The organism is Actinoplanes sp. HUAS TT8, from assembly GCF_051380535.1.
Classification (GTDB): Bacteria; Actinomycetota; Actinomycetes; order Mycobacteriales; family Micromonosporaceae; genus Actinoplanes.
The window spans coordinates 11,418,546-11,439,414 of record NZ_CP195646.1; the positions used below are offsets into that span (position 1 = coordinate 11,418,546).

Sequence of the window (20,869 nt, forward strand, 5' to 3'; positions counted from 1 at the left end):
CCGATTTGCGTACGGCGATGAGCGCGACCAAAAGGGCACAGTCGACAGCAGCGGGGCGCCGAGCGCCGGGCCGGCCGGGCGAGGGTCAGGCCGGGACCAGGAGTGCGGCCGGTGCGGGCAGGTGGGCCGACGGGTGCGCGGCGCAGAACGGGTCGAGCGCCGCCCGGACCGCGCGGATGTCCGCACCGACCGCCGTGGCCAGCAGGCCCGGACCGGCCAGCGGCATCACCGCGGCGTCCGGCCCGGCCACGCCCGCGGTCGCGGAGCCCGGGCTCGTGGTCGCGGAGCCGGGGTGCGCGGTCACGCCGGCGGGGTTCGTGGTCGCGGTGCCGGGGCCGGTCGTGGCGTCCGGGCCGGTCGTGGCGCCCGGGCCGGCCGTGGCGCCTGGGCCGGCCGTGATGACCGTGCCGATCGCGCGGCCGGTGCCGAGCACCGCCGGACCGTTCCAACCCGGCGCGCGCGGGCCCACGGCGAGTTCGTGCCGGTAGAGCGTGCTACCGCCGTACCGGATAAGGGTGTCAGCGACGAAGTCGCCGGAATCCTCGTCGTGCCGGCCGCAGACCAGGTCGTCGCGCCACAGCAGCGACCCACCGGCCTCGACCGTGACCCGGGTGATCGCGACGTGATCGCAGCCCGCGGCGGCGATCAGCGGCTCCGGAAGCCAGCGCAGCGACCCGCCCGCCGCGACCGTCGCGGTGACCGTCAACCGCGACGCCGGCGCCGGACGCCCCGGAAGGGCGAGCTGCGCGGCAACACTGAGCATCTCCAGCCGGGCCCCCGGACCGACCTCGATGTCCAGCCGCAACTCGTCGCCGCGCAACGGGCCCGCGGCTCCGCCGACCAGATGCACGGTGACACCGCCGGTCGAGCGCGGCCCTGTCCGGCGCAGGAGCAGCGGTGACTGCCCCCGCAACACGGTGAGCCGGGTGTTGCCGAGGCCGTCCGATTCGGCGACGACCCTTGCTTCAGCCTTCACGCCAGCGCTCCATTTATAGCTCCGTCCGGGCCGGCCCGGGAGTTGTCCACACTGGGAGTCTGTCCACAGGGGTTCGGCGCTGGGCCGCGAGATCGGGGATAATGGTTCTTGGGTCGCCCCCCTGGGCGGGTGGGGGCCGCATTGGAGTGGATCTTGGCGGGCTGGGCCGAGATCAACCGGAGCCCGCCAAGATCCACCGAGGGGTGAGGGTCTGTCTAGGCCGGCACCCGGGCCGCCACCAGGCCCCGGATCCACTCGGCGACCGGTGTCGCCGCCTTGTCCTCGGCCAGCGACAGGAACACGGTCGGCAGTTCGTGCCGGCGCGCTTTCGCGTCCCGGTCCATCACCGACAGGTCGGCCCCGACCAGCGGCGCCAGGTCGGTCTTGTTGATCACGAGCAGGTCGGCCGTGGTGACGCCGGGGCCGCCCTTGCGCGGGACCTTGTCGCCGCCGGAGACGTCGACCACGAAGATCTGCTGGTCGATGAGGCCTTTGCTGAACGTGGCGGTCAGGTTGTCCCCGCCGCTCTCGACCAGGACCAGGTCGAGCGGGCCGAGGGACGCCTCCAGGTCTTCGACGGCGTCGAGGTTGGCCGAGATGTCGTCGCGGATCGCGGTGTGCGGGCAGCAGCCGGTTTCGACGGCGCGGATCCGTTCGGCCGGGAGGACCCCGTTGCGGAGCAGGAAGTCGGCGTCTTCGGTGGTGTAGATGTCGTTGGTCACGACGGCGAGCCGCAGCTCGTCGCCGAGTGCCCGGCACAGGGCCGCGACCAGGGCGGTCTTGCCGGAGCCGACGGGACCGCCGATGCCGATGCGCAGGGCCCGGGGGCCGCTGTGCAGGGGCGCGTGCGGGTCGACGCCGGGATCGGGGTGCGTGTGCGGGACCTCATCGGGGCCGTGTTCGTGCAGTTCAGGATGCAAAGAGACGCACCTCCCAGGTGGCGTGGTGCTCGGCGCCGATGTCGAGCAGTGGAGCTCCCGCGGCCGGCAGTTCGTCGACCGGGTCGCCGGACCGTTTCGCGGCGAGTTCCGCGATCCGGTCGCATTCGGGTGCGAGCCGCGCCAGCAGCGCGTGCACCGCGTACGGGTCAAGTCCTAACAGCCGGACGGCCGCGCTGGCCGGTCCGGTGACGGTGCCGTGCGCGGCCGCCACCGCGGTTTCCGCGGCGGTGAGTCCGGCGGCGGCCGCGATCACCCCGAGGGCGACCGGCTGATGCGGGTCTCGTCCGACGGCCGCGGTGGCGGTGGCCGGCCACATCGCGCGGCCGGCCCGGAGCAGCGCCCGCCCCTGCGCCCGCGACGCTTTCCGCAGCGCGGGCGACGGTGTCCGGGCGTCGAGCCCGGCGTCGAGTGCGGCCAGGTCCGCCGACGGCGTGCAGGCGGCCGCCGCGAACGCCGCGGAGACGAGCGCGCCGGTGGCCAGTTTCCCGCGCAGGAAACCCTCCAGCGACGCCACGTCCCGCACCCGCCCGGCCGCGACCTGGGCCTCCAGGCCGGACGAGTGCGCGTGACCTCCGGACGGCAGCCGCCCGTCGGCGAGCAGCAGAAGTGTGGCGAGACCCATCAGAACAGGAAGTACCGCTGCGCCATCGGCAGTTCGGTGACCGGATCGGGTTCGACGACCTCGCCGTCGATCCGCACCTCGAACGTGTCGGCCCGGACCTCGATGCGCGGCATCGCGTCGTTGAGCGGCATGTCGGCCTTGCCGACCGATCGCGTGTCACCGACCGGGACGAGCGCGCGTTTCACGCCGATCCGGTCGCTGAGCAGCGCGTCGATGGCGGCCGGGGCGACGAACGCGACCGAGGTCTGCGCCGGGACGACACCGTAGGAGCCGAACATCGGCCGCGGAAGCATCGGCTGCGGTGTGGGAATGGAGGCGTTGGCGTCCCCCATCTGGGCATAGGCGATCATTCCACCCTTGAGGACCAGAGATGGACGTACGCCGAAGAATGCCGGATCCCAGAGGACGAGATCGGCGAGTTTGCCGGCCTCGATCGAACCGACCTGGGCCGACATTCCGTGGGCGATGGCCGGCGCGATCGTGTACTTCGCGACGTAGCGCTTGATCCGGTTGTTGTCGGCCTGGGTGTCGCCGGCCAGCGCGCCGCGCCGCGCCTTCATGACGTGCGCGGTCTGCCAGGTCCGCAGGATGACCTCGCCGACCCGGCCCATCGCCTGCGAGTCCGAGCCGATCATGGAGATCGCCCCGAGGTCGTGCAGCAGGTCCTCGGCGGCCATGGTGGACGGCCGGATCCGGCTCTCGGCGAACGCCAGGTCCTCCGGCACGGCCGAGTTCAGGTGGTGGCAGACCATCAGCATGTCGAGGTGTTCGGCCAGGGTGTTGCGGGTGTAGGGCCGGGTCGGGTTGGTCGACGACGGCAGCACGTTCGGGTGCGAGGCCACCGTGATGATGTCCGGCGCGTGCCCGCCCCCGGCGCCCTCGGTGTGATAGGCGTGGATGGATCGGCCGCCGATCGCGCGGATCGTCTCCTCGACGAAACCGGCCTCGTTCAGCGTGTCCGTGTGGATCGCGGCCTGCACACCGGAGGCGTCACACACCTTCAGGCACGCGTCGATCGCCGCCGGGGTCGTGCCCCAGTCCTCGTGCAGTTTGAAACCGCCGGCCCCGCCGCGCAGCTGTTCCCACATGGACTCCTCGGACATGGTGTTGCCCTTGCCGAGAAGCAAGACATTGATCGGGTACGTGTCCAGAGCTTCGAGCATCCGGGCCAGGTGCCACGAGTTCGGGGTGACGGTGGTCGCCTTCGTGCCCTCGGCCGGACCGGTCCCGCCACCGATGATCGTGGTGATGCCGGACGCGATCGCCGTGTCCAGGATGGTCGGGCTGATCAGGTGCACGTGACTGTCGATCGCCCCGGCCGTGAGGATCTTGCCGTTGCCCGCGATGATCTCGGTGCTGGCGCCGATGACCAGGCCCGGCGTCACGCCGTCCATGGTGTCGGGGTTGCCGGCCTTGCCGATCGCCACGATCCGGCCGTCGCGGATCCCGACGTCGGCCTTGACGATGCCCCAGTGGTCCACGACCACGGCACCGGTGATCACGGTGTCCGGGGTGCCCTCGGCCCGGGTGGCCCGGGACTGGCCCATCGACTCGCGGATGACCTTGCCACCGCCGAAGACCACCTCGTCGCCCGGGTGCGGGCCCGAGCTGCGGTCCTCCTCGATCTCCAGCAGCAGGTTCGTGTCGGCCAGCCGGATCCGGTCGCCGGTGGTCGGTCCGTAGAGAGCCGCGTACCGGCTGCGTTCCAGGGACGAGGTCATGCCGTTTCTCCGATCGCCACGCCGGTCACCGTGGGCTCCCGTTCCCGTTGTCGCCGTTGGGCTGCGCCTCACCGGTGTCCTCGTCGAGAGAACCGGCCGGCTCGATGTCGGACGGATCCGGGTCGGCCGCCGGGGGCAGCGCGTCCAGCACGCCGCCGGCCAGGCCGCGCAGGCCCGGCACGATCCGGTTGCCGGCCAGCGGGACCAGCACGATGTCGCGCGGCATGCCCGGCTCGAAACGGACCGAGGTGCCGGCCGGGATACCGAGCCGGTGACCCCAGGCGGCGGTGCGGTCGAACTCCAGGGCCGCGTTCGCCTCGGCGAAATGGAAGTGGGAGCCGACCTGCACCGGACGGTCGCCGGTGTTCCGTACCGTCAAGTTGGTCGTTGATCTGCCGGGGTTGATCTCGATCTCGCCGGCGCCGAAGAAGACCTCGCCGGGGATCATGAGATCGGCCCGTGGACGGTGACCAGCTTCGTGCCGTCCGGGAACGTGGCCTCGACCTGCACCTCGGCGAGCATCTCGGGCACGCCCTCGAGAACGTCGTCGCGGGTCAGCACCCGCCGGCCGGCATCCATCAGATCGACGACGGTACGGCCGTCGCGGGCCCCCTCCAGGAGGAAGGCGGTGATGATCGCGGTGGCCTCGGGGTAGTTCAGTTTGAGCCCACGGTCACGCCGCTTCTGGGCGACGTCGGCAGCCACGTGGATGAGCAGTCGGTCCTGCTCGTGCTGGCTGAGGAACAAAGGAACCTCCTGGGTGCGCCCGGAGATGCTTGCATTTGGAAGTTTCCGACGTGTAACCGTTCCGTGTTTCTCTGTTATGACGCCACAGTGATCAAAACACGGAACGGCCGCACGCCGGGTGAGGGCGCGGGAGATCAGTTGTCGTTGCTGTTGCCCGGACCACTGTTGTTGCTGCCCGGGCCGCTGTTGTCGCCGGCCGCGCTCTCCCCCGATGTCGGGGTCGGGGCCGTCGTGGTCTGCTCCTCGGTCGGGGTGGCGGTCGCCGTGGCCGTCGCGGTCGCCGTGGCTGTCGCGGTGGCGGCCGGGGAGGTCGCGGCCGGACGGGTCGAGGTCTGGTTCTTCGGGGTGGTCGACTCGCGGGGCTTGTTGTTGTTGCCGGTCCCGCCCTTGTTGTCGTCGCCCTTGCGCGTCGGGCTGGTCACGACCGCCGGAGCCGAGTTGCCGGTGTCCGGAGTAGTGCCGCCGGTGGGCTCGTCGCCGAACAGGCCGAGCGGGTCGGCCAGGGCGAAAGCGGTGCCCAGACCGAGCAGGACCAGGACGGTCGCCGCGATGATCAGGAGGCGGCGGCGCTTCTCGGGAGTGCCCGTGGGCCGGGGTGAGTCGGCGATCGCGGGGGATCCGGTTGCGCTCGGTCCTGTCGCGATCCCGGGGCCCGCTGTCCCGGGTGCGCCTCCGGGCCTGGTCGGTCTGGTTGCGCGGCCGGGCTCCGGTGCTCCGAAAGGCGGTGCGTCGAGCGCGGTGAAGCTGCCGTCGGCCATCGTGTGACCGTCCTGGACCGGGCCGGCGGGCGGAAGCTCGTCGAGACGTGGGGCGCCGACCATGGCCCGAGCGGCGAACGCGCCGGCTGCGACGGCCTGGGTGGCGGCGTTCCGGTCCACGCTCGTGCCGTACCCATCGGCTGTTCCGCTGGTCTGTGCTGTTCCGCCGGCCTGCGCCGACCCGGTGGTCTGTGCAGTTCCGCTGGTCTGGGCCGTCCGGTTGGCCTGCGCCGGGATGCCGGAACTCGACATTTCGCCCGTGGCTGGGGCGTTGGCTTCACCGGCGTGTGTGCCGTTGGCCGCCACGCTGCTCGCCGCCTCCCGGGCGGTGGCGGTCCGGGCTCCGGTGCCTGCGGCGATGTTGGTGAGAGTGGCGGCGACGGGCGGGAGTCCGGTGTCCTCGGCGACGGCGGCTTCCGCGGCCGCGGCCATGGCGGCGGCCGACGCGAAACGATCCTCCGGCTGCTTGGCCAGCGCCACACCGACCAGGTCACGAACCAGGCGCGGAATGTCCCGGGACAGCGCCGGCGGCTCATCGGTGACGTGCTGCAGAGCGACCGCCAGCGGATTGTCCCCGAGGAACGGCGGCCGCCCGGTGAGGCAGTGATACGCCACCCCGCCCAGCGCGTAGATGTCCGCCGCCGGCCCGGTGGTCCGCTTCGACACCTGCTCCGGCGCGATGTACAGCGCCGTACCCACGACCTCCCGCGCCCCGGTCAGGGTCACCGAGTTCGCCGACCGCGCCACCCCGAAATCGACCAGGACCACCGTCCCGTCCGGCTCGATGATCAGGTTCCCCGGTTTGACGTCCCGGTGGATCACCCCGGCCTCGTGCGCGGCCTGCAACGCCCGGCCCGCCTGCGCCACGATCGACATGGTCTCGCCGACCGAGAGTTGCCCGCGATCACCGATGACCCGGTTCAGCGGCTGCCCGTCGACCCGCGCCATCACCAGGTAGGCGCCGTCGTCCTCGGTATCCCCGAAGTCGTACACGGCGACGACACCCGGATGCCGCAGCGCGGCCATCGTGCGGGCCTCGTGCCGGAACCGCCGTAGGAACCCGGGATCGCTCCCGCGCCCACCCAGCAGCGTCTTCACCGCGACCGGGCGGCCCAGCACGGTATCGGTCGCCGCCCAGACCTCACCCATGCCACCGGCCGCGATCCGGTCGTCCATCCGGTACCGCCCACCGAGCAACTCTCCGGGATCAGGCATAGGCCTTCCTCTACCCAGGACCGTCCCCGGCTATCCCCTTTCCCGCCCCGTCCCGGAACCCCACCCCCTTACCCCGCCACGACCTCACCCCTCGCGCGCCTCACCCCGCACAGCGTTTCCCCACCGCATACGCACGGTGCTGCCACGCATTCATCGCACTCTCTGCCCTCTCCGCCCTGCGCCACCCACGTCAGACCGCGCCGCCTCGCCCGGCATCGGGCCGAACCGCCCCGCGCCGTGCCGCGCCACCGCCCCGCGCCACCCGCGCTGAGCCGCCGAGCCGCGCCGCCCGCGCCGAGCCGCGCCGCCCGCGCCGAGCCGCGCCGCCCGCGCCGAGCCGCGCCGCCCGCGCCGAGCCGCGCCGCCCGCGCCGAGCCGCGCCGCCCGCGCCGAGCCGCGCCGCCCGCGCCGAGCCGCGCCGCCCGCGCCGAGCCGCGCCGCCCGCGCTGAGCCGCCGAGCCGCGCCGCCCGCGCCGAGCCGCCCTGAGCAGGCCTTGCCGCTCGGGTCGGCTGCGTGGCCTCCCGAGCCGTGCCGGGCGTGGCCGCGGACTGACTGCACACCACAGCCACGCCGGGTCGCGGGTTCAGGCCGGCGTCGGCGGGGACGTGCCGGGTCGGCGCCGTGCGAGGGTCACTCTCCGACGTAGAGGATGGCGTCGATCTCGATGTCGAAGCCGACCAGCGGGACCGGCAGTGTCGTGCGGACCGGCAGGTGCTCACCCTTGATGTACTGCGGGTAGATCTCGTTGAGCTCGGGGAAGTCGCCGAAGTCCCGCAGGTAGACGCCGACCCGGACGGCGTCGTCCAGGCTCGCACCGGCCGCCTCGGCGACCGCGGCCAGGTTCGCGAAAGCGGCGTGGGCCTGCTCGGCGAAACTGCCCGTGACCCGCGTGCCGTCCGGCCGCGCGGGAATGGCACCGGCCAGGTAGATGGTGTCGCCGGCGACGACGGCATGTGAGTACGGCCCGCCGGCGGGCGCGGCCTTGTCGGTGATCACAGCGCGCTTGGGCATCAGGAACTCCTCGGTTGGTGTCTCGGGAACTGTTCGGCCAGCCCGCCCGCCCCGACCAGGGGTGTGGCGAGCAGGTCACGGAGGTGGCGCGCACGGCCGTCCAGCGCGGCACGCTGCGCGTCGGTGAGCGGTATCCACGGCGGCGGCGGCGCGGGCAGCCGTGGCGGGAGCAGCCGGCCGGCCACGTAGGTCGCCTCGTTGACCAGTCGCACCGGCGACGTGCGGACCTGCCGGTGCGCGTCGACGACCGGGAACTCCTCGTCCCGTACGTCGAAGATCGCGATGTCGGCGGGAGCACCGACGTCGAGGGTCCCGCCCGGCAGGCCCAGCAGCCGGGCCGGCTGGACGGTGACCGCCGCGATCACCTCGGGCAGGGGAAGGCCGGCCGCCAGGAGCTTGGCCATCGTGGTGGGCAGGTCGAAGACCGGTCCGTACAGCGAGCGGGCGTGCAGGTCGGTGGAGATCGTGGACGGCCGCAGCCCGGCAGCCAGTTGAGCCTCGAGCACGTCGAACGCGAACCCGCCGGAGCCGTGCCCGATGTCCAGCCGCACCCCACGCCCGGCCGCCGCATGAACTGCCGGGCCGAGCGGAGCGGCGATCCCGCTCGCGCAGTGGGTGACGATGTCGCCGGGCCGCAGCAGGTCGAGCACCTCGTCGAGGGCGGGCGGCGTGGTACCGATGTGGACCATCACCGGCACGCCGCAGGCCTCGGCCGCCGCCAGGCCCCGGCGCAGCGGCTCGACCCCGTTGTCACCGACGGTCTCCCGGTCGATGCGAACCTTGACGCCGCGGATCAGTTCCCGGTTCGCCTGGATGGTGTCGATGGCCAGTGGGACGTCACAGTTGCCCAGGTCACGGCTTTCGCCGGTGCGCCCGGCGAGGCCGATCGCGGAGATGTTGAGCAGCGCGGGCACCCGGACGCCGGACGTGGCCGCGACCCGGCGCAGGCCGTCCAGCGTGAACGCGCCGGCCGACCCGGCGTCGACCCATGTGGTCACCCCCGAGTGCCAGGCCACCGGATCCGGGTCGATCCCCCAGTAGCCCGGCCCGACGTGGGTGTGCAGGTCGATCAGGCCGGGCGTGACCAGCCGACCGGAGACGTCGACGACCCGGTGTGCGTCGTGGGGCAGGCCGGGGCCGACCGCGGCGATGCGCCCGTCCCGGACCCCGACGTCCCCGGGCTGCTCGGTGACCGTGGGGCCGGCGGCGGTCATCAGTGTGCCGCCGGCCAGGAGCAGGTCGAACCTCATCACTCACCACCTGATGCCAGGGCGGCCTGGATCGCCAGCCGGTAGAGCCGGGTGGGCCGGCCCTTGTGATGCGGCTGGGCGCTGCCCTCGGCGACGACCAGCCCGGCCTCGCCCAGCTTGCGGATGAGCCGGCGACCGCTCGGGTCGGTGATCCCGAGCGCGCGGGCCAGCTCGCCGGGGGTGATCGGCCGCCCGGCCAGGGAGCGTTCCAGCGCGGCGAGCCGGGACATCGTGGCGGCGCTCAACCCGGCCCGGACGGCCACCTCCTCCAGGCCGCCGTGCTCCCGGTAGGTATAGGTCAAGGGCGGCCCGGCGGCGCCGATCGGGCCGATCATCACACCGTCCTCGGTGATCAGATAACCGGCGGCGGTGCCGTCCCGCTCGGCGCGATCCGCCGCCTGCTCGGCCAGCGTGACGCTGCTGCGGGCGGACGCCCCGATGCCGAAACCGACCGCGGGCCCCAGGGATGGTGGCGACTCGGCACCGTCGCCGCCCGGGGCGCTGCGGTGGAAGCCGGTCGTCTCGTCGAGCGGCAGGCTGACCCAGTGCCGGGTCAGCGTCTCGAAGACGACGGCCGGGGCGAACGCGATCACCCCGCGCGGGCCGTGCTCGTCGATCCACGCGTCGGCCAGCTGGGGGAGCTCGGCCAGGGTCTGGCGCAACGCCTCCCGGGTGCTGGACTCCGGGGCGCGGAAGACCGCGGCGGCGAACCTCTGCTCGTCGGCCTGCTGGCTGCGCACGCGGGAGACCAGATCGTGCAGGTCGGCCCGGATCGTGCCGGGCGTGGCCATCGCCGGCAGCACCGCCGTCCGCCCGTCCAGAGCGGCGGCCACCCCGGTGCGAACGGTGATCACATAGGGCGCGCCGGTGCGTTCCAGATGCTCGTGGTGGAACGCCACCACCTCGGCGATCGGCTGCTCGGGGCGGAACGGGAGCGTGGCGATCGACGCGCGGTCCAGGCCGAGCGCGGCCGCGACCTCGGTGATCGTCTCGTCGGGGAATGTGTCGATGCTCACCGGCGTGGCCGGCCAGCCGTTGCCCCGGGCGCGCGCCCAGGCCAGGGCCAGGTCGAGCGCGGCCGATCGGGTGATCACCACGGGCAGGCCGGGTGGCAACAGGTCGGCCGCCCGGGCGTGCGGGACCAGCCCGAGGAGCAGACCGTCGAGCGAGCCGGTGGACAGCAGATCGCCGACCCGGTCGCGGATCTCCTCCTCCCGCTCGTAGACCGCCCAGGCGAAGGAGACGCCGGTCAGCGTGCGCGCCGCCTCGGCGAAACGGCCCTGTTGACCGGAGTGGACCACGATTCCGATGGTCATCGCTGCCTCCCTCTGGTGGTTCGTATGTGGCTCGTAGTAGCCTGCAGGACATCGCCCGCCAGGTCAAGGAGGTCCGATGAGCGAGCCACTTCCGAACATCATTCCACGCCCGGCCCTGGCCGAGCCGGCCGAGGGCGGCTTCCGCCTCGACGCGGCGACGCCGCTCGACGCCGCTCCCGGCCTGACCGAGGTGGCTGCCTGGCTGCGCGGCACCCTGGGCCCGGCCACCGGCTGCCATCTGCCGGCCGGCCCCGGCGGCATCCGCCTGCAAGTCGACGAGACGCTGGCCACCGAGGAATACGAACTGGTCATCGACGACACCGGCATCGACCTCCGGGGTGGCTCCGACTCGGGCGTCTTCTACGGCACGCAGACCCTGCGGCAGTTGCTTCCCCCGGCCACGCTACGTCGCGCACGGCTGTCCGACGGCCCTTGGACGGTTCCCGCCGGGCGGATCCGGGACGCGCCTCGCTTCGGCTGGCGAGGGGTGATGCTCGACGTGGCCCGGCACTTCATGCCGGTCGCCGACGTGCTGCGCCTGATCGACCTGATCGCGTTCCACAAGCTCAACGTGCTGCACCTGCACCTCACCGACGACCAGGGCTGGCGTCTCGACGTGCCCGGCCGGCCGCGGCTCACCTCGGTCGGCGCCTGGCGGTCGTCCACCATGCTCGGCTCCCGGCAGCACGAGCGCTATGACGACCGGCCCCACGGTGGCTTCTACTCCGGTGACGATCTGCGGGAGATCGTGGCCTACGCCGCGGAACGCCACATCACCGTCGTGCCCGAGGTCGACATGCCCGGCCACATGCAGGCGGCGATCGCGGCCTATCCCGAGCTCGGCAACGGGTGGTCCGGCCCGGTCCGCACCTCCTGGGGCATCTCCCCGCACGTGCTCAACCTCGGCCCCGAGGCCCTCGACTTCTGTCGCGCCGTGCTCGACCATCTCTGCGACCTGTTCCCGGGCGAGCTGATCGGGATCGGCGGGGACGAGTGCCCGGCCGACGAGTGGCGCGACAGCCCGGCCGCGCTGGCCCGCATCCAGGCGGAAGGACTGGCCGGGCCCGAGCGGCTGCAGTCCTGGTTCACCGCGCGGATGGCCGAGCATCTCGCTCGCCGCGGCCGCCGGGTGTTCGGCTGGGACGAGATCCTGGCCGGCGGCGCACCGGCCGGGGCGGTGATCGCAGCCTGGCGCGGTCCCGGGCCGGCGGCTCACGCGGTGCGCGCCGGGCATTCGGTGGTTTCCTGCCCCGATATGTCGGTCTACCTGGACTATCGCCAGTCCGACGACCCGGGCGAACCGACGCCGGTGGGCACACTCCTTACGCTGGCCGACATCTATGCCTTCGACCCGGTGCCGCCCGGCCTCACCGAAGCCGAAGCCGAAGCCGAAGCCGAAGCCGAAGCCGAAGCCGAGGCCGAGGCCGAGGCCGAAGCCGCGGCCGGGCTGGTGCTCGGCGGGCAGGCGAACCTCTGGACCGAGCACATGGAGTCCGCGCGGCGCGTCGACTACCAGGCTTTTCCACGGCTCTGCGCGTTCGCCGAGACCGTCTGGAGTCCGCCCGGGCGCGACTTCACCGACTTCTCCGCGCGGCTGCCGCTCCACCTGGAACGGCTCGACGCGCTCGGCGTGAACTATCGACCCGAGACCGGGCCCCGGCCGTGGGACTCACGACCGGACGCGCCGGGTAACCCTCGTACGCTCAAGGATCGTCTCTCGGAATTGCGTGAAATGACCGCTGACCTGGAACGGGAACCCGCATGAACGCCGCCGCCGGCGACTGCCTCGACGGCGCGAGCAGCCCGGCGGACAACGACGAGACAAGCACCGAAGGAGACCGCGGATGACCATCGACTGGCGGAGCAAAGGATTCTGGCTGCCCCACGGCGCACGGACGGCCGAGGAGATCGCACGGGATCGTCCGAGCCTGTTCGGCGGAGGTTTCACCTGGCCGGTGCTGGTGGTGCGACGCGCGGCGGCGGAGGCGAACATCGCCACGATGGCCGCCTGGTGCCGGCGGCACGGGTTCGATTTCGCCCCGCACGCCAAGACGACCATGGCGCCCGGCCTGATCGAGGCCCAGCTGCGGGCCGGCGCGTGGGGGATGACGGTGGCCACCGCCAACCAGGCGCTGGTGCTGCGTCGGCTCGGGGTGGAGCGGGTGCTGATCGCGAATCAGGTGCTCGATCCCACCGCGCTGAGCTGGCTCGCCGCCGAGAGCACGGCGGGATGGGAGGTCTATTTCCAGATCGATTCCCTTGCCGGCGTACGGGCGGCGGCCGCGGCCGGCAATGCTCGCGTGCTCGTCGAGCTGGGCCATCCGGGTGGACGGACCGGTGTGCGCACGCTGGAGCAGCTCGAAGAGGTCGCGCGAGCCGCGGCCGACGCCCCTGGGGTCGAGCTGGCCGGCGTGACCGGATACGAGGGGCAGCTCGCCGACCGGGCCGAGGTGGACGCCTATCTGGATCGGCTGGTCGAGGGGTTCGAACGGCTGTCGGCGGCCGGACTGCTATCCGAGGAACCGCTGGTGTCGGCCGGCGGCAGTGCATGGTTCGACCGGGTCGGTGATCGTCTCGCCGGACTGGATCAGCGGGCCCGGCTCGTTCTGCGCAGCGGGGCCTCGGTCACCCATGACGACGGGTTCTACCGGGAACGGACGCCGTTCACCAGGGTGCCCGAGGAAGGGCCACTCGCGGCGGCGCTGGAGATCTGGGCGCAGGTTCTGTCCGTGCCGGAACCGGGGCTGGCGCTGGCCGGGATGGGCAAACGGGACGCGCCGTTCGACGAGGGGCTACCGGTGCCGATGGAGGTCCGGCGGGTGGACGGGACGACCGGGCCGGCTGACGGGCTGCGGGTGAGCCGGCTCAACGATCACCACACCTATCTGGAGGTGGCCGAGGGCAGCGAGGTGACACCGGGGGATCTGGTGCGATTCGGGATCTCCCACCCGTGCACGGCGTTCGACAAATGGCGCGAGATACCGGTGGTGGACGAGGAGCGGCGGGTGGTGGATGTGCTGCACACCTACTTCTGAGGATTGCTCCGGCTCGGTCGGCAGGCGGGCCTGTTTCGCCGTCGAACGCTGAGATCAGCGGTTTCGCCGGTGGGGCGACACGGGCTGATTCGGACGGGGCCCGCTGGACGCCGGGTGCCATGGAGACACGGACCTGGGGTTCCGGCTGCGGGGGCGCTGGGCCGCTTGGGGTGCGGGGCGGCTGGGCGGTGCGAAGTGGGGTGCGGAAACGGAGTGGCGGGGGTGGAGTTGATCTGGGGAGACTGCGTGGCATGAGTGAGACGTTGGTGCTGTGGCGCCCGACCGGGCCCGAGGAGCTCGAGTTGGTGCGGGATTCGGGTTGGCGGCGGTGGCCTGCGCGGCTGCCGGACCAGCCGATCTTCTATCCGGTGCTCAACGAGGACTACGCGGTGCGGATCGCGCGGGACTGGAATGTGCCGGCCTCGGGGGTGGGGTATGTGACGCGGTTCGAGGTGGAGGCGGAGTTCGCGGCTCGGTACCCGGTGCGGCAGGCCGGCGGGGACACGATTCTCGAGCTCTGGGTTCCGGCCGAGGAGTTGGAGGAGTTCAACGACCACATCGTCGGCACGATCGAGGTTGTCCGCGAGTTCCGCTGACCGTCGCGGAGTTCGGCGCCGGAGCGCGGTCCGGCGATGGGACGCGGCCCGGCTGGTCGGTGCGGGACGGCTGAGGGTGATCCGGCTGGGGAGGGCGCGTGACGGCGGCGGGTCTGGTGGGTGTTTTTGGGCAGGAGGCTTATCGGGGGCGGTTCGAGTGGGGGGTGTCCGGGGCTGAGGCGATCGCCGCCGGGGCGGGGTTTGTCGTGGTGGTGGACGTGTTGTCGTTCACGACCACGCTCAGCGTGGCGGTGGAGCACGGGATCGCGGTCATGCCGTATCGGTGGCGGGACGGCAGCGCGGCGGAAGTGGCTGAGCGGTACGGGGCTGAGCTGGCGGTGGGGCGGAAGGTGGCGCGGCCCGATGAGATCAGTCTGTCTCCGGCGGCGCTCCGACGCGTGATCGCAGAGCGGCCGGTGGGGCGGCTCGTGCTGCCGTCGCCGAACGGGTCGGCTATCTCTGCACGGTTCGCCGCGGGCGGGGTCACGGTGATCGGGGTCAGCTTGCGGAACGCCAAGGCGGCCGGTGAATGGGTTCGGGCTCGGCTTGACGGGCAGGCCGTCGCGGTGGTCGCGGCCGGCGAGCAGTGGCCGGAAGGCGAGCGGGCGCTGGAACGCGAGCAGCGGCCGGACGGTGGGCCACAGCCAGCAGGCGAACGGCGGCCGGACGGTGGGCTGCGGTCAGATGGTGGGCTGCGACCGGAGAGCGGGCCGCGACAGGAGGGTGGGCTGCGACCGGAGAGTGGGCTGCGGCCGGGCGGTGGGTTGCGGCCTGCGGTTGAGGACCTTTGGGGTGCGGGGGCGTTCCTGGACGGGTTTGACGATCTTTCGCCCGAGGCGGAGATGGCGGTGGCGGCGTATCGGGCGGTGGCGGATCGGGTTCCCGAGGCGCTGGCTGCGTCGGCTTCGGGGCGGGAGCTGAGCGCGATCGGGTTTGCCGGGGATGTCGCGGTTGCGGGGGAGATCCACTCGACCGAGGTCGTGCCGGTGCTTCAGGACGGTTGGTATCGGGGCGTTCGTCTCGGCGGAGGTTGAGCGTCTGAGTAGTGGAGGTGCTGCTGGTGGGCTGGTTCGGGGTGGGGATCGGTGTCGCCCGGATGCCTAGTCGCCTCGGTGGGGGATGTTGTCCGACGATCATGGGTCTTAGCGTTCTGGGGAGTTTCTCCCACTTCGTCGCTGGAGACCTATATGCCGGTTTTTCGTGCTGCCAGCTACGCCAGCAACACCACTGACAGCGGTTCGGGTGATCCGCCCGGGGGTGAGGAGCGGACCGCGTCGGGGCAGCGGGAGCGTTTCGTGGGGGAGGCGCCCGTTGTCGTGCGTTCGCGCACCTCCCCGGACAGGGTTGGCGAGGCGCGGCCTGACCAGGAGCGGAAGGTTCCGCGGCCGGTTCGTGATCAGGCGCCCTCACCCCGGCCGATCCGTCACCAGTCGCCTGCCACCGCGCCCGCGCCGGTGAACCCGGCCCCGGCCGCCCCGGTGAACCCGCCCCCGACCGGGCCGGTGAGTCCGATGTCGGCCGGGCCCTTGAGCCCGACCCCGGCCAGGCCGGTGAGCCTGATGTCGGCCGGGCCCCTGAGTCCGACCCCGGCTGGGCCGGCAAGCCCGATGTCAGCCGGGCCGGTGCGTCCTAACCCGGCCGGGCCGGTGAATCGCGCGCCCGGCGTGTCGGGCGGCCACGGTTCGCCTGCGGCAGTGGATCATGGGGCAGCCGGGCCGCTGGGGTATGCGCCGCCCGGGTCCACGGGGCACACGCCGACCGGGTCCGTGGGGCATGTGACGGGTGCGGCGATGAACCAGGGGCCGGTCGGCTCGGGGACCCAGACGACGGCCGGGCCGGCGAATAGGGCGCCGGCCGCGGCGATGGGCCAGGGGGCGACCACGCCGGTGGACCGGGCGGCTACGACGGTGCCGGCTGGGGAGGACCCGGTGTGGACTGCTGATACGCCGCCGGCGACCAGCGTGCTGACCCGGATCGGCGTGCCACCCATGGCGGCTCCGGAGCCACCCGGGGCCGACCGGGCGGCCGACGATTCGGGGGCTTCCTCACACGTACGCGAAGAGGGTTGGAAAAAAGCGGATCGAGCGAAGCCGCCTGGTCGGGGAATCGCGCTGACCGCACTGATGATCAGTCTGGTGGCGCTGGTGGCCTCCGGGGCGGGGGCTGTGCTGCTCTATCGGTTGCATGAGGGCGCCGGGGCCCGGCCGGAGCGACCGGAAACGGTCGCGGCGTCGAGTACAGGGCTCCCCGTGACGTACGCGAAAGAGGCTCTTGATATTCGGATCGGCTGCTCCGCGCTGGTCTACCTGGACCTCGACGAACCTCGCGCCGGCGCCGCACAGCAGGTGTCCGACCTGCGGTACGACAGCAAATGCGGGAGCACCCCGGCCCGCCTGTCGCTCGGGCCGGGCGCGGCCGCCGGCAGCAGCGTGGCCACCGCGGACCTGGACGCGGACGACTGTCAGCGGGCGATCAGGAACGGTCCGCTCGGGCCGGGGGCCGAGGTGCCGGTGAGGAAAGGGTCGGCGATGTGTGTGCTGACCGCGGCCCAACCGGCGAAGCTGGTCCTGGTGGAGATCACCGACGTGGGCGCGACCGGAACCGCGGGTTTGCGCGCGACCTCCTGGCTGGCCCGATAGCAGAGGCCGGCCCGGCGACAAGGGCGAACGGGTGGCCGGCAATAGCGGACCAACCCCGGCAAACCGGCCCGTGGCACGTGGCACGGGGCGACCCTGACAGAATGTCGGGTGCGCCCCGCGAAACTCGGTTAGGAGACGTTTCCGTGATCAGGACCCACAACGCCGGCAGTCTGCGTGCCACCGACACCGGCACGACGGTGACGCTGGCGGGCTGGGTGGCCCGCCGGCGGGACCACGGCGGTGTCATCTTCGTCGACCTGCGGGACGGCTCCGGCGTGGTGCAGGTGGTCTTCCGCGAGGAGGACGCGCACGCGCTGCGCAACGAGTTCTGCGTGAAGGTCGTCGGTCAGGTCAACGCCCGCCCCGACGGCAACGAGAACCCGGAGCTGGCCACCGGCGCGATCGAGGTCGTCGCCAGCGAGCTGACCGTGCTCTCCGAGGCCGCGCCGCTGCCGCTGCCGATCGACGACGCGGTCACCGCGTCCGACGACATCCGCTTGAAGTATCGCTACCTCGACCTGCGCCGTTCCGGCCCGTCGAAGGCGCTGCGCCTGCGCAGCCGGGCCAACCAGATCGCCCGTGAGGTGCTGCACGCGCACGACTTCAACGAGATCGAGACGCCGACCCTGACCCGGTCGACGCCCGAGGGCGCGCGGGACTTCCTGGTCCCGGTCCGCCTGCAGCCCGGCTCGTGGTACGCGCTGCCCCAGTCCCCGCAGCTGTTCAAGCAGCTGCTGATGGTCGCCGGCATGGAGCGGTACTACCAGATCGCCCGCTGCTACCGCGACGAGGACTTCCGCGCCGACCGGCAGCCCGAGTTCACCCAGCTCGACATCGAGATGTCGTTCGTCACGCAGGACGACATCATCGCGCTCGGCGAGGAGATCGTCGCCAAGCTGTGGAGCGAGCTCGCCGGCTACGAGGTGCAGCTGCCGATCCCGCGGATCACCTGGACCGACGCGATGAACCGCTACGGTTCCGACAAGCCCGACCTGCGGTACGGGGTCGAGCTGGTCGAGCTCACGGACTACCTGCGCGGCACCGAGTTCCGGGTGTTCGCCGGCGCGATCGACGCCGGTGGCTACGTCGGCGCGGTCGTCATGCCGGGCGGCGCGTCACAGACCCGCAAGGAGCTCGACGGCTGGCAGGACTGGGCCAAGGCGCGAGGCGCCCGTGGTCTCGCCTATGTGGTTCTGGACGCGGAGACCGGCGAGCCGCGCGGCCCGGTAGGAAAGAACCTCTCATCCGACCACTTGTCCGGACTGCCGGATGCGGTGGGGGCCAAGCCCGGCGACGCCATCTTCTTCGCCGCGAGTGCGGAGCGCCGCGAGGCCCAGGAACTCCTCGGCGCCGCCCGCATCGAGATCGCCAAGCGCGCCAAGCTGATCGACGAATCCTCCTGGGCGTTCTGCTGGGTCGTCGACGCCCCCATGTTCGAGAAGACCGACGAAGGCGGCTGGACCGCCGTCCACCACCCCTTCACCTCGCCGAACGACGAGTGGCTGGACAACTTCGAGTCCGCCCCGGACAAGGCCCTCGCCTACGCGTACGACATCGTCGTCAACGGCAACGAGATCGGCGGCGGCTCCGTCCGTATCCACCGCGGCGACGTGCAGAGCCGGGTCTTCGACCTGCTCGGCATCACCCCGGAAGAGGCGCAGGACAAGTTCGGCTTCCTGCTCGAAGCGTTCAAGTACGGCCCGCCGCCGCACGCCGGCATCGCCCTGGGCTGGGACCGGACCTGCATGCTGCTCGGCGGGTTCGACTCGATCCGCGAGGTCATCTCGTTCCCGAAGAGCCGCGGCGGCTTCGACCCGCTGACCGGCGCACCCACCCCGATCACCGCCCAGCAGCGCCTCGAAGCCGGCGTCGACGCCAAGCCGAAGGCCAACGCCGGCACGCCGGGCACCGACGGCCAAGCCGCCCCGGTCGAGCGCTCCAACTGACATAAAAGCAGGTCACGGCCCCGGCGGGAACTTCCCGCCGGGGCCGTGCGTTATCCACAATCCACAGGTCCGACAACCCGGCGTGCGCGGGACCGCCGATCCTGTGAGACTGGTCCGCGTGGAGCCGACCATCGTTCAATGCGCCGAGCAGCTGTATGTCGGCCGCCGCGAATCGATCACCATGACCGAGTTCGCGCGCATCGCCGATCACCTGCCCACCATGTTCTCCGGCCTCGCGCAACGAGGCATCCAGGTCACCGGTGCGCCCTTCTTCCGCTACCGCGTGATCGACATGGCGGCGGAGATGGTGGTCGAGGCCGGCATCCCCGTCGCCGGCCGCGTCCCGGTCGAGCCACCCGACTTCATGGACACGCTGCCCGCCGGCCGCTACGCCACGGTCAGCCACGTCGGCCACCCCGACCAGCTGATGGGGATCACCGCGCGACTCCTCGACTGGGGGCAGCGCAACGGCCTGACCTGGGACATGACACCGACCCCGACGGGGGAGCGGTGGAATGCGCGACTCGAGATCCTGATGACCAGCCCGGCCGAACAACCGGACATGCACAAATGGGAGACGGTGCTGCTGTTCAAACTCGCCGACTGACCCGGCGCCGAAACCGCGGTCCGGCGCCGGCTCTGCTCGGCTCCTTCTTACTTTTTCCCGTACGTCATGAGCCTCCGGCAACCGCAGCGTCCCGGTCCCGTCGTCACCGCGCGAGGCCCCGGCCGGTCAAGGCCCGCCCGGCGTGCGCCGGGCCGGGGCGGGCGGTCACCGAAGTGCGGTCACCGATCCTGAAGCCGCTCGTTCCCTGGTCGACGCCGGCATCGAAAGCACCGAGGCCGGACTGCGGAAACCGTTGTGCACGACGGCATCCGCGGCGAGCATCCACCCCCGGAAGCGGCGGTCGGCCGGGGCCGCTCAGGTCGGTGGGGCGTGGCCGGCGGCGGTCAGGCCGGGCCGATCAGGTCGGTGGCGTGGACGGCGGCGCGGAGCAGGATGGGATCGGGGCTGCTGTGCCAGGCCTCGATGGCGGCGTCGGCGAACTTGATGGCGTGGGCGTCGCCTGAGGTTGCGGCGTGCTCGAAAACCTCGGCGGGGTCGAGCCGAACCGGCAGGGCAGTATCGGAGGAGGCGGCGGGGGCGGGGGCGGGGCCCTGACCAGGGCCGGCGGAGTGCCTCGGGCCGGGCTCGGACGGCGAGTAGGCCGCGGTCACGGCGGCGGTCGCCGCCCAGGCCGCCGCGAGGCTGGGCCCCGCGAGCGCCGCCGGCAGCGCCGGAAGTGTCCGCAGCACCGCGGCCGGTGCGGTCGCCGCGTGGACCATCATGATCGGGCTGCCGTGTCCGTAGTCCAGATGCCGCCGCACCGCCGCGCCCACGATCCCCCGGAGCCGCTCCGATTCCGGTCCGTCGCCCGGTACCGCTCCCGACGACGACGCCCAGTCGGGCAGGTCGGCCAGCTGGGCCAGCCGGCTGCGGATGCCGAGCCGCTGGTCGGGGACGCGCGGCACGGCGTCCAGCGCGCCCCGCGGGTCGGAGTTCCGGTACGGTCCCTGCCCGGCGGGCGCGATGGGCTGCCAGCGCGCCGCCCAGTACGCCAGTCCTTGTCCCAGCTCGGCGACGCGTTCCGGGGTTTCCTGTTCGAGCAGCGCCCGGACGGCGTGGCCGACCCGGATCACCCCGTGGGTCGCCCCGGCGGCGATGCCCGGCAGCAGTCGCGGCCACCAGGTCGCGAGCATGTCCCGCCACGGCTCGGTCCGTGTCTCGCGGTTGAAGAAGATCAACCAGTCTCCGGTACGGGCGACGTCCCCGAGCGGTTCCCGCCAGCCGTCCCGTGCGATCGGCGCGATGCCGCGCGGTGTCTCTTCGAGGCGGTCGAGGTATTTGTCGATCCACCGGTGTACGTCGTCGGCGTGCCCGTTCCGGATCAGTGCCTCGGCGGCCATCGGGGCGTGGTTGGAGAGCCAGCCGTCGAATTCCGGCCCGGTGTCATGGAGGCGGAGCAGAGCTTCGTCGAGCGTCTCGTTTGCCATGCTCACGAGCTTGCTACCTGAACCTTGGTTCACGTCAAGCCTCATGAATGCCCAGTTCACA

Annotated in this window: 18 protein-coding genes; 7 read left to right on the plus strand and 11 right to left on the minus strand. The window is 72.3% G+C overall.

All coding sequences use genetic code 11. The features are described 5' to 3' along the window. Positions 1-85: 85 nt before the first annotated feature. From ACSHV8_RS51005 to ACSHV8_RS51050, 10 genes are all read right to left on the minus strand, one after another. A complete protein-coding gene (locus ACSHV8_RS51005) occupies positions 86-976 on the minus strand; it encodes an urease accessory protein UreD (protein ID WP_436527829.1) in 891 nt (296 codons plus the stop codon). Between the two features lie 215 nt (positions 977-1,191). After that, positions 1,192-1,896: an urease accessory protein UreG gene (ureG, locus tag ACSHV8_RS51010; RefSeq protein WP_436527831.1), complete on the minus strand. Its 705-nt coding sequence runs from the start codon at positions 1,894-1,896 to the stop codon at positions 1,192-1,194. Next, on the minus strand, positions 1,886-2,539 hold the full coding sequence (locus ACSHV8_RS51015) for an urease accessory protein UreF (protein ID WP_436527833.1): 654 nt from the start codon (positions 2,537-2,539) through the stop codon (positions 1,886-1,888). The genes ureG and ACSHV8_RS51015 overlap by 11 nt, the downstream gene beginning before the upstream one ends. Further along, complete coding sequence (locus ACSHV8_RS51020) at positions 2,539-4,260, minus strand: urease subunit alpha (RefSeq protein ID WP_436527834.1); 1,722 nt, start codon at positions 4,258-4,260, stop codon at positions 2,539-2,541. The genes ACSHV8_RS51015 and ACSHV8_RS51020 overlap by 1 nt, the downstream gene beginning before the upstream one ends. Before the next feature lie 25 nt (positions 4,261-4,285). Further along, positions 4,286-4,708: an urease subunit beta gene (locus tag ACSHV8_RS51025; RefSeq protein WP_436527836.1), complete on the minus strand. Its 423-nt coding sequence runs from the start codon at positions 4,706-4,708 to the stop codon at positions 4,286-4,288. Continuing rightward, positions 4,705-5,007, minus strand: coding sequence for an urease subunit gamma (locus tag ACSHV8_RS51030; protein WP_436527838.1), 303 nt, complete (start codon positions 5,005-5,007; stop codon positions 4,705-4,707). The genes ACSHV8_RS51025 and ACSHV8_RS51030 overlap by 4 nt, the downstream gene beginning before the upstream one ends. Positions 5,008-5,141: 134 nt before the next feature. Next, a complete protein-coding gene (locus ACSHV8_RS51035) occupies positions 5,142-6,980 on the minus strand; it encodes a protein kinase domain-containing protein (RefSeq protein WP_436527840.1) in 1,839 nt (612 codons plus the stop codon). Between the two features lie 631 nt (positions 6,981-7,611). Then, complete coding sequence (locus tag ACSHV8_RS51040) at positions 7,612-7,992, minus strand: Rid family hydrolase (protein ID WP_436527842.1); 381 nt, start codon at positions 7,990-7,992, stop codon at positions 7,612-7,614. Further along, positions 7,992-9,242, minus strand: coding sequence for an amidohydrolase family protein (locus tag ACSHV8_RS51045; protein ID WP_436527844.1), 1,251 nt, complete (start codon positions 9,240-9,242; stop codon positions 7,992-7,994). Before ACSHV8_RS51045 ends, ACSHV8_RS51040 begins: the two co-directional genes overlap by 1 nt. Next, positions 9,242-10,558 (minus strand): helix-turn-helix domain-containing protein, encoded by a 1,317-nt coding sequence (locus ACSHV8_RS51050; RefSeq protein WP_436527846.1) that lies wholly within the window; start codon positions 10,556-10,558, stop codon positions 9,242-9,244. Before ACSHV8_RS51050 ends, ACSHV8_RS51045 begins: the two co-directional genes overlap by 1 nt. 76 nt (positions 10,559-10,634) lie before the next feature. Between ACSHV8_RS51050 and ACSHV8_RS51055 the strand changes: the two genes are divergently transcribed. The 7 genes from ACSHV8_RS51055 to ACSHV8_RS51085 all read left to right on the plus strand — a co-directional run bounded on the left by ACSHV8_RS51055 (position 10,635) and on the right by ACSHV8_RS51085 (position 19,381). After that, positions 10,635-12,323, plus strand: coding sequence for a beta-N-acetylhexosaminidase (locus tag ACSHV8_RS51055; protein ID WP_436527848.1), 1,689 nt, complete (start codon positions 10,635-10,637; stop codon positions 12,321-12,323). Positions 12,324-12,402: 79 nt separating this feature from the next. Further along, on the plus strand, positions 12,403-13,593 hold the full coding sequence (locus tag ACSHV8_RS51060; RefSeq protein ID WP_436527849.1) for an alanine racemase: 1,191 nt from the start codon (positions 12,403-12,405) through the stop codon (positions 13,591-13,593). 251 nt (positions 13,594-13,844) lie between these two features. Continuing rightward, positions 13,845-14,189 carry a hypothetical protein gene (locus ACSHV8_RS51065; RefSeq protein WP_436527851.1) on the plus strand — a complete coding sequence of 115 codons (345 nt, stop codon included), beginning with the start codon at positions 13,845-13,847 and terminating at the stop codon, positions 14,187-14,189. A 98-nt stretch (positions 14,190-14,287) separates the two neighbouring features. Next, the gene (locus ACSHV8_RS51070) at positions 14,288-15,223 is read left to right on the plus strand and encodes a 2-phosphosulfolactate phosphatase (protein WP_436527853.1); all 936 of its coding nucleotides are present in this window, start codon (positions 14,288-14,290) and stop codon (positions 15,221-15,223) included. Between the two features lie 1,215 nt (positions 15,224-16,438). Beyond that, entirely contained in the window at positions 16,439-16,828 is a 390-nt protein-coding gene (locus tag ACSHV8_RS51075; protein ID WP_436527855.1) for a hypothetical protein, read from the plus strand. A 143-nt stretch (positions 16,829-16,971) separates the two neighbouring features. After that, positions 16,972-18,774, plus strand: a complete 1,803-nt coding sequence (gene aspS / locus ACSHV8_RS51080) for an aspartate--tRNA ligase (RefSeq protein WP_436527857.1) — start codon at positions 16,972-16,974, stop codon at positions 18,772-18,774. 118 nt (positions 18,775-18,892) lie between these two features. Further along, positions 18,893-19,381, plus strand: a complete 489-nt coding sequence (locus ACSHV8_RS51085) for a GyrI-like domain-containing protein (RefSeq protein ID WP_436527859.1) — start codon at positions 18,893-18,895, stop codon at positions 19,379-19,381. 344 nt (positions 19,382-19,725) lie between these two features. On the opposite strand, the gene ACSHV8_RS51090 is transcribed toward ACSHV8_RS51085, so the two are convergent. Then, positions 19,726-20,808: a questin oxidase family protein gene (locus ACSHV8_RS51090; RefSeq protein ID WP_436527861.1), complete on the minus strand. Its 1,083-nt coding sequence runs from the start codon at positions 20,806-20,808 to the stop codon at positions 19,726-19,728. Between the last annotated feature and the right edge of the window lie 61 nt (positions 20,809-20,869).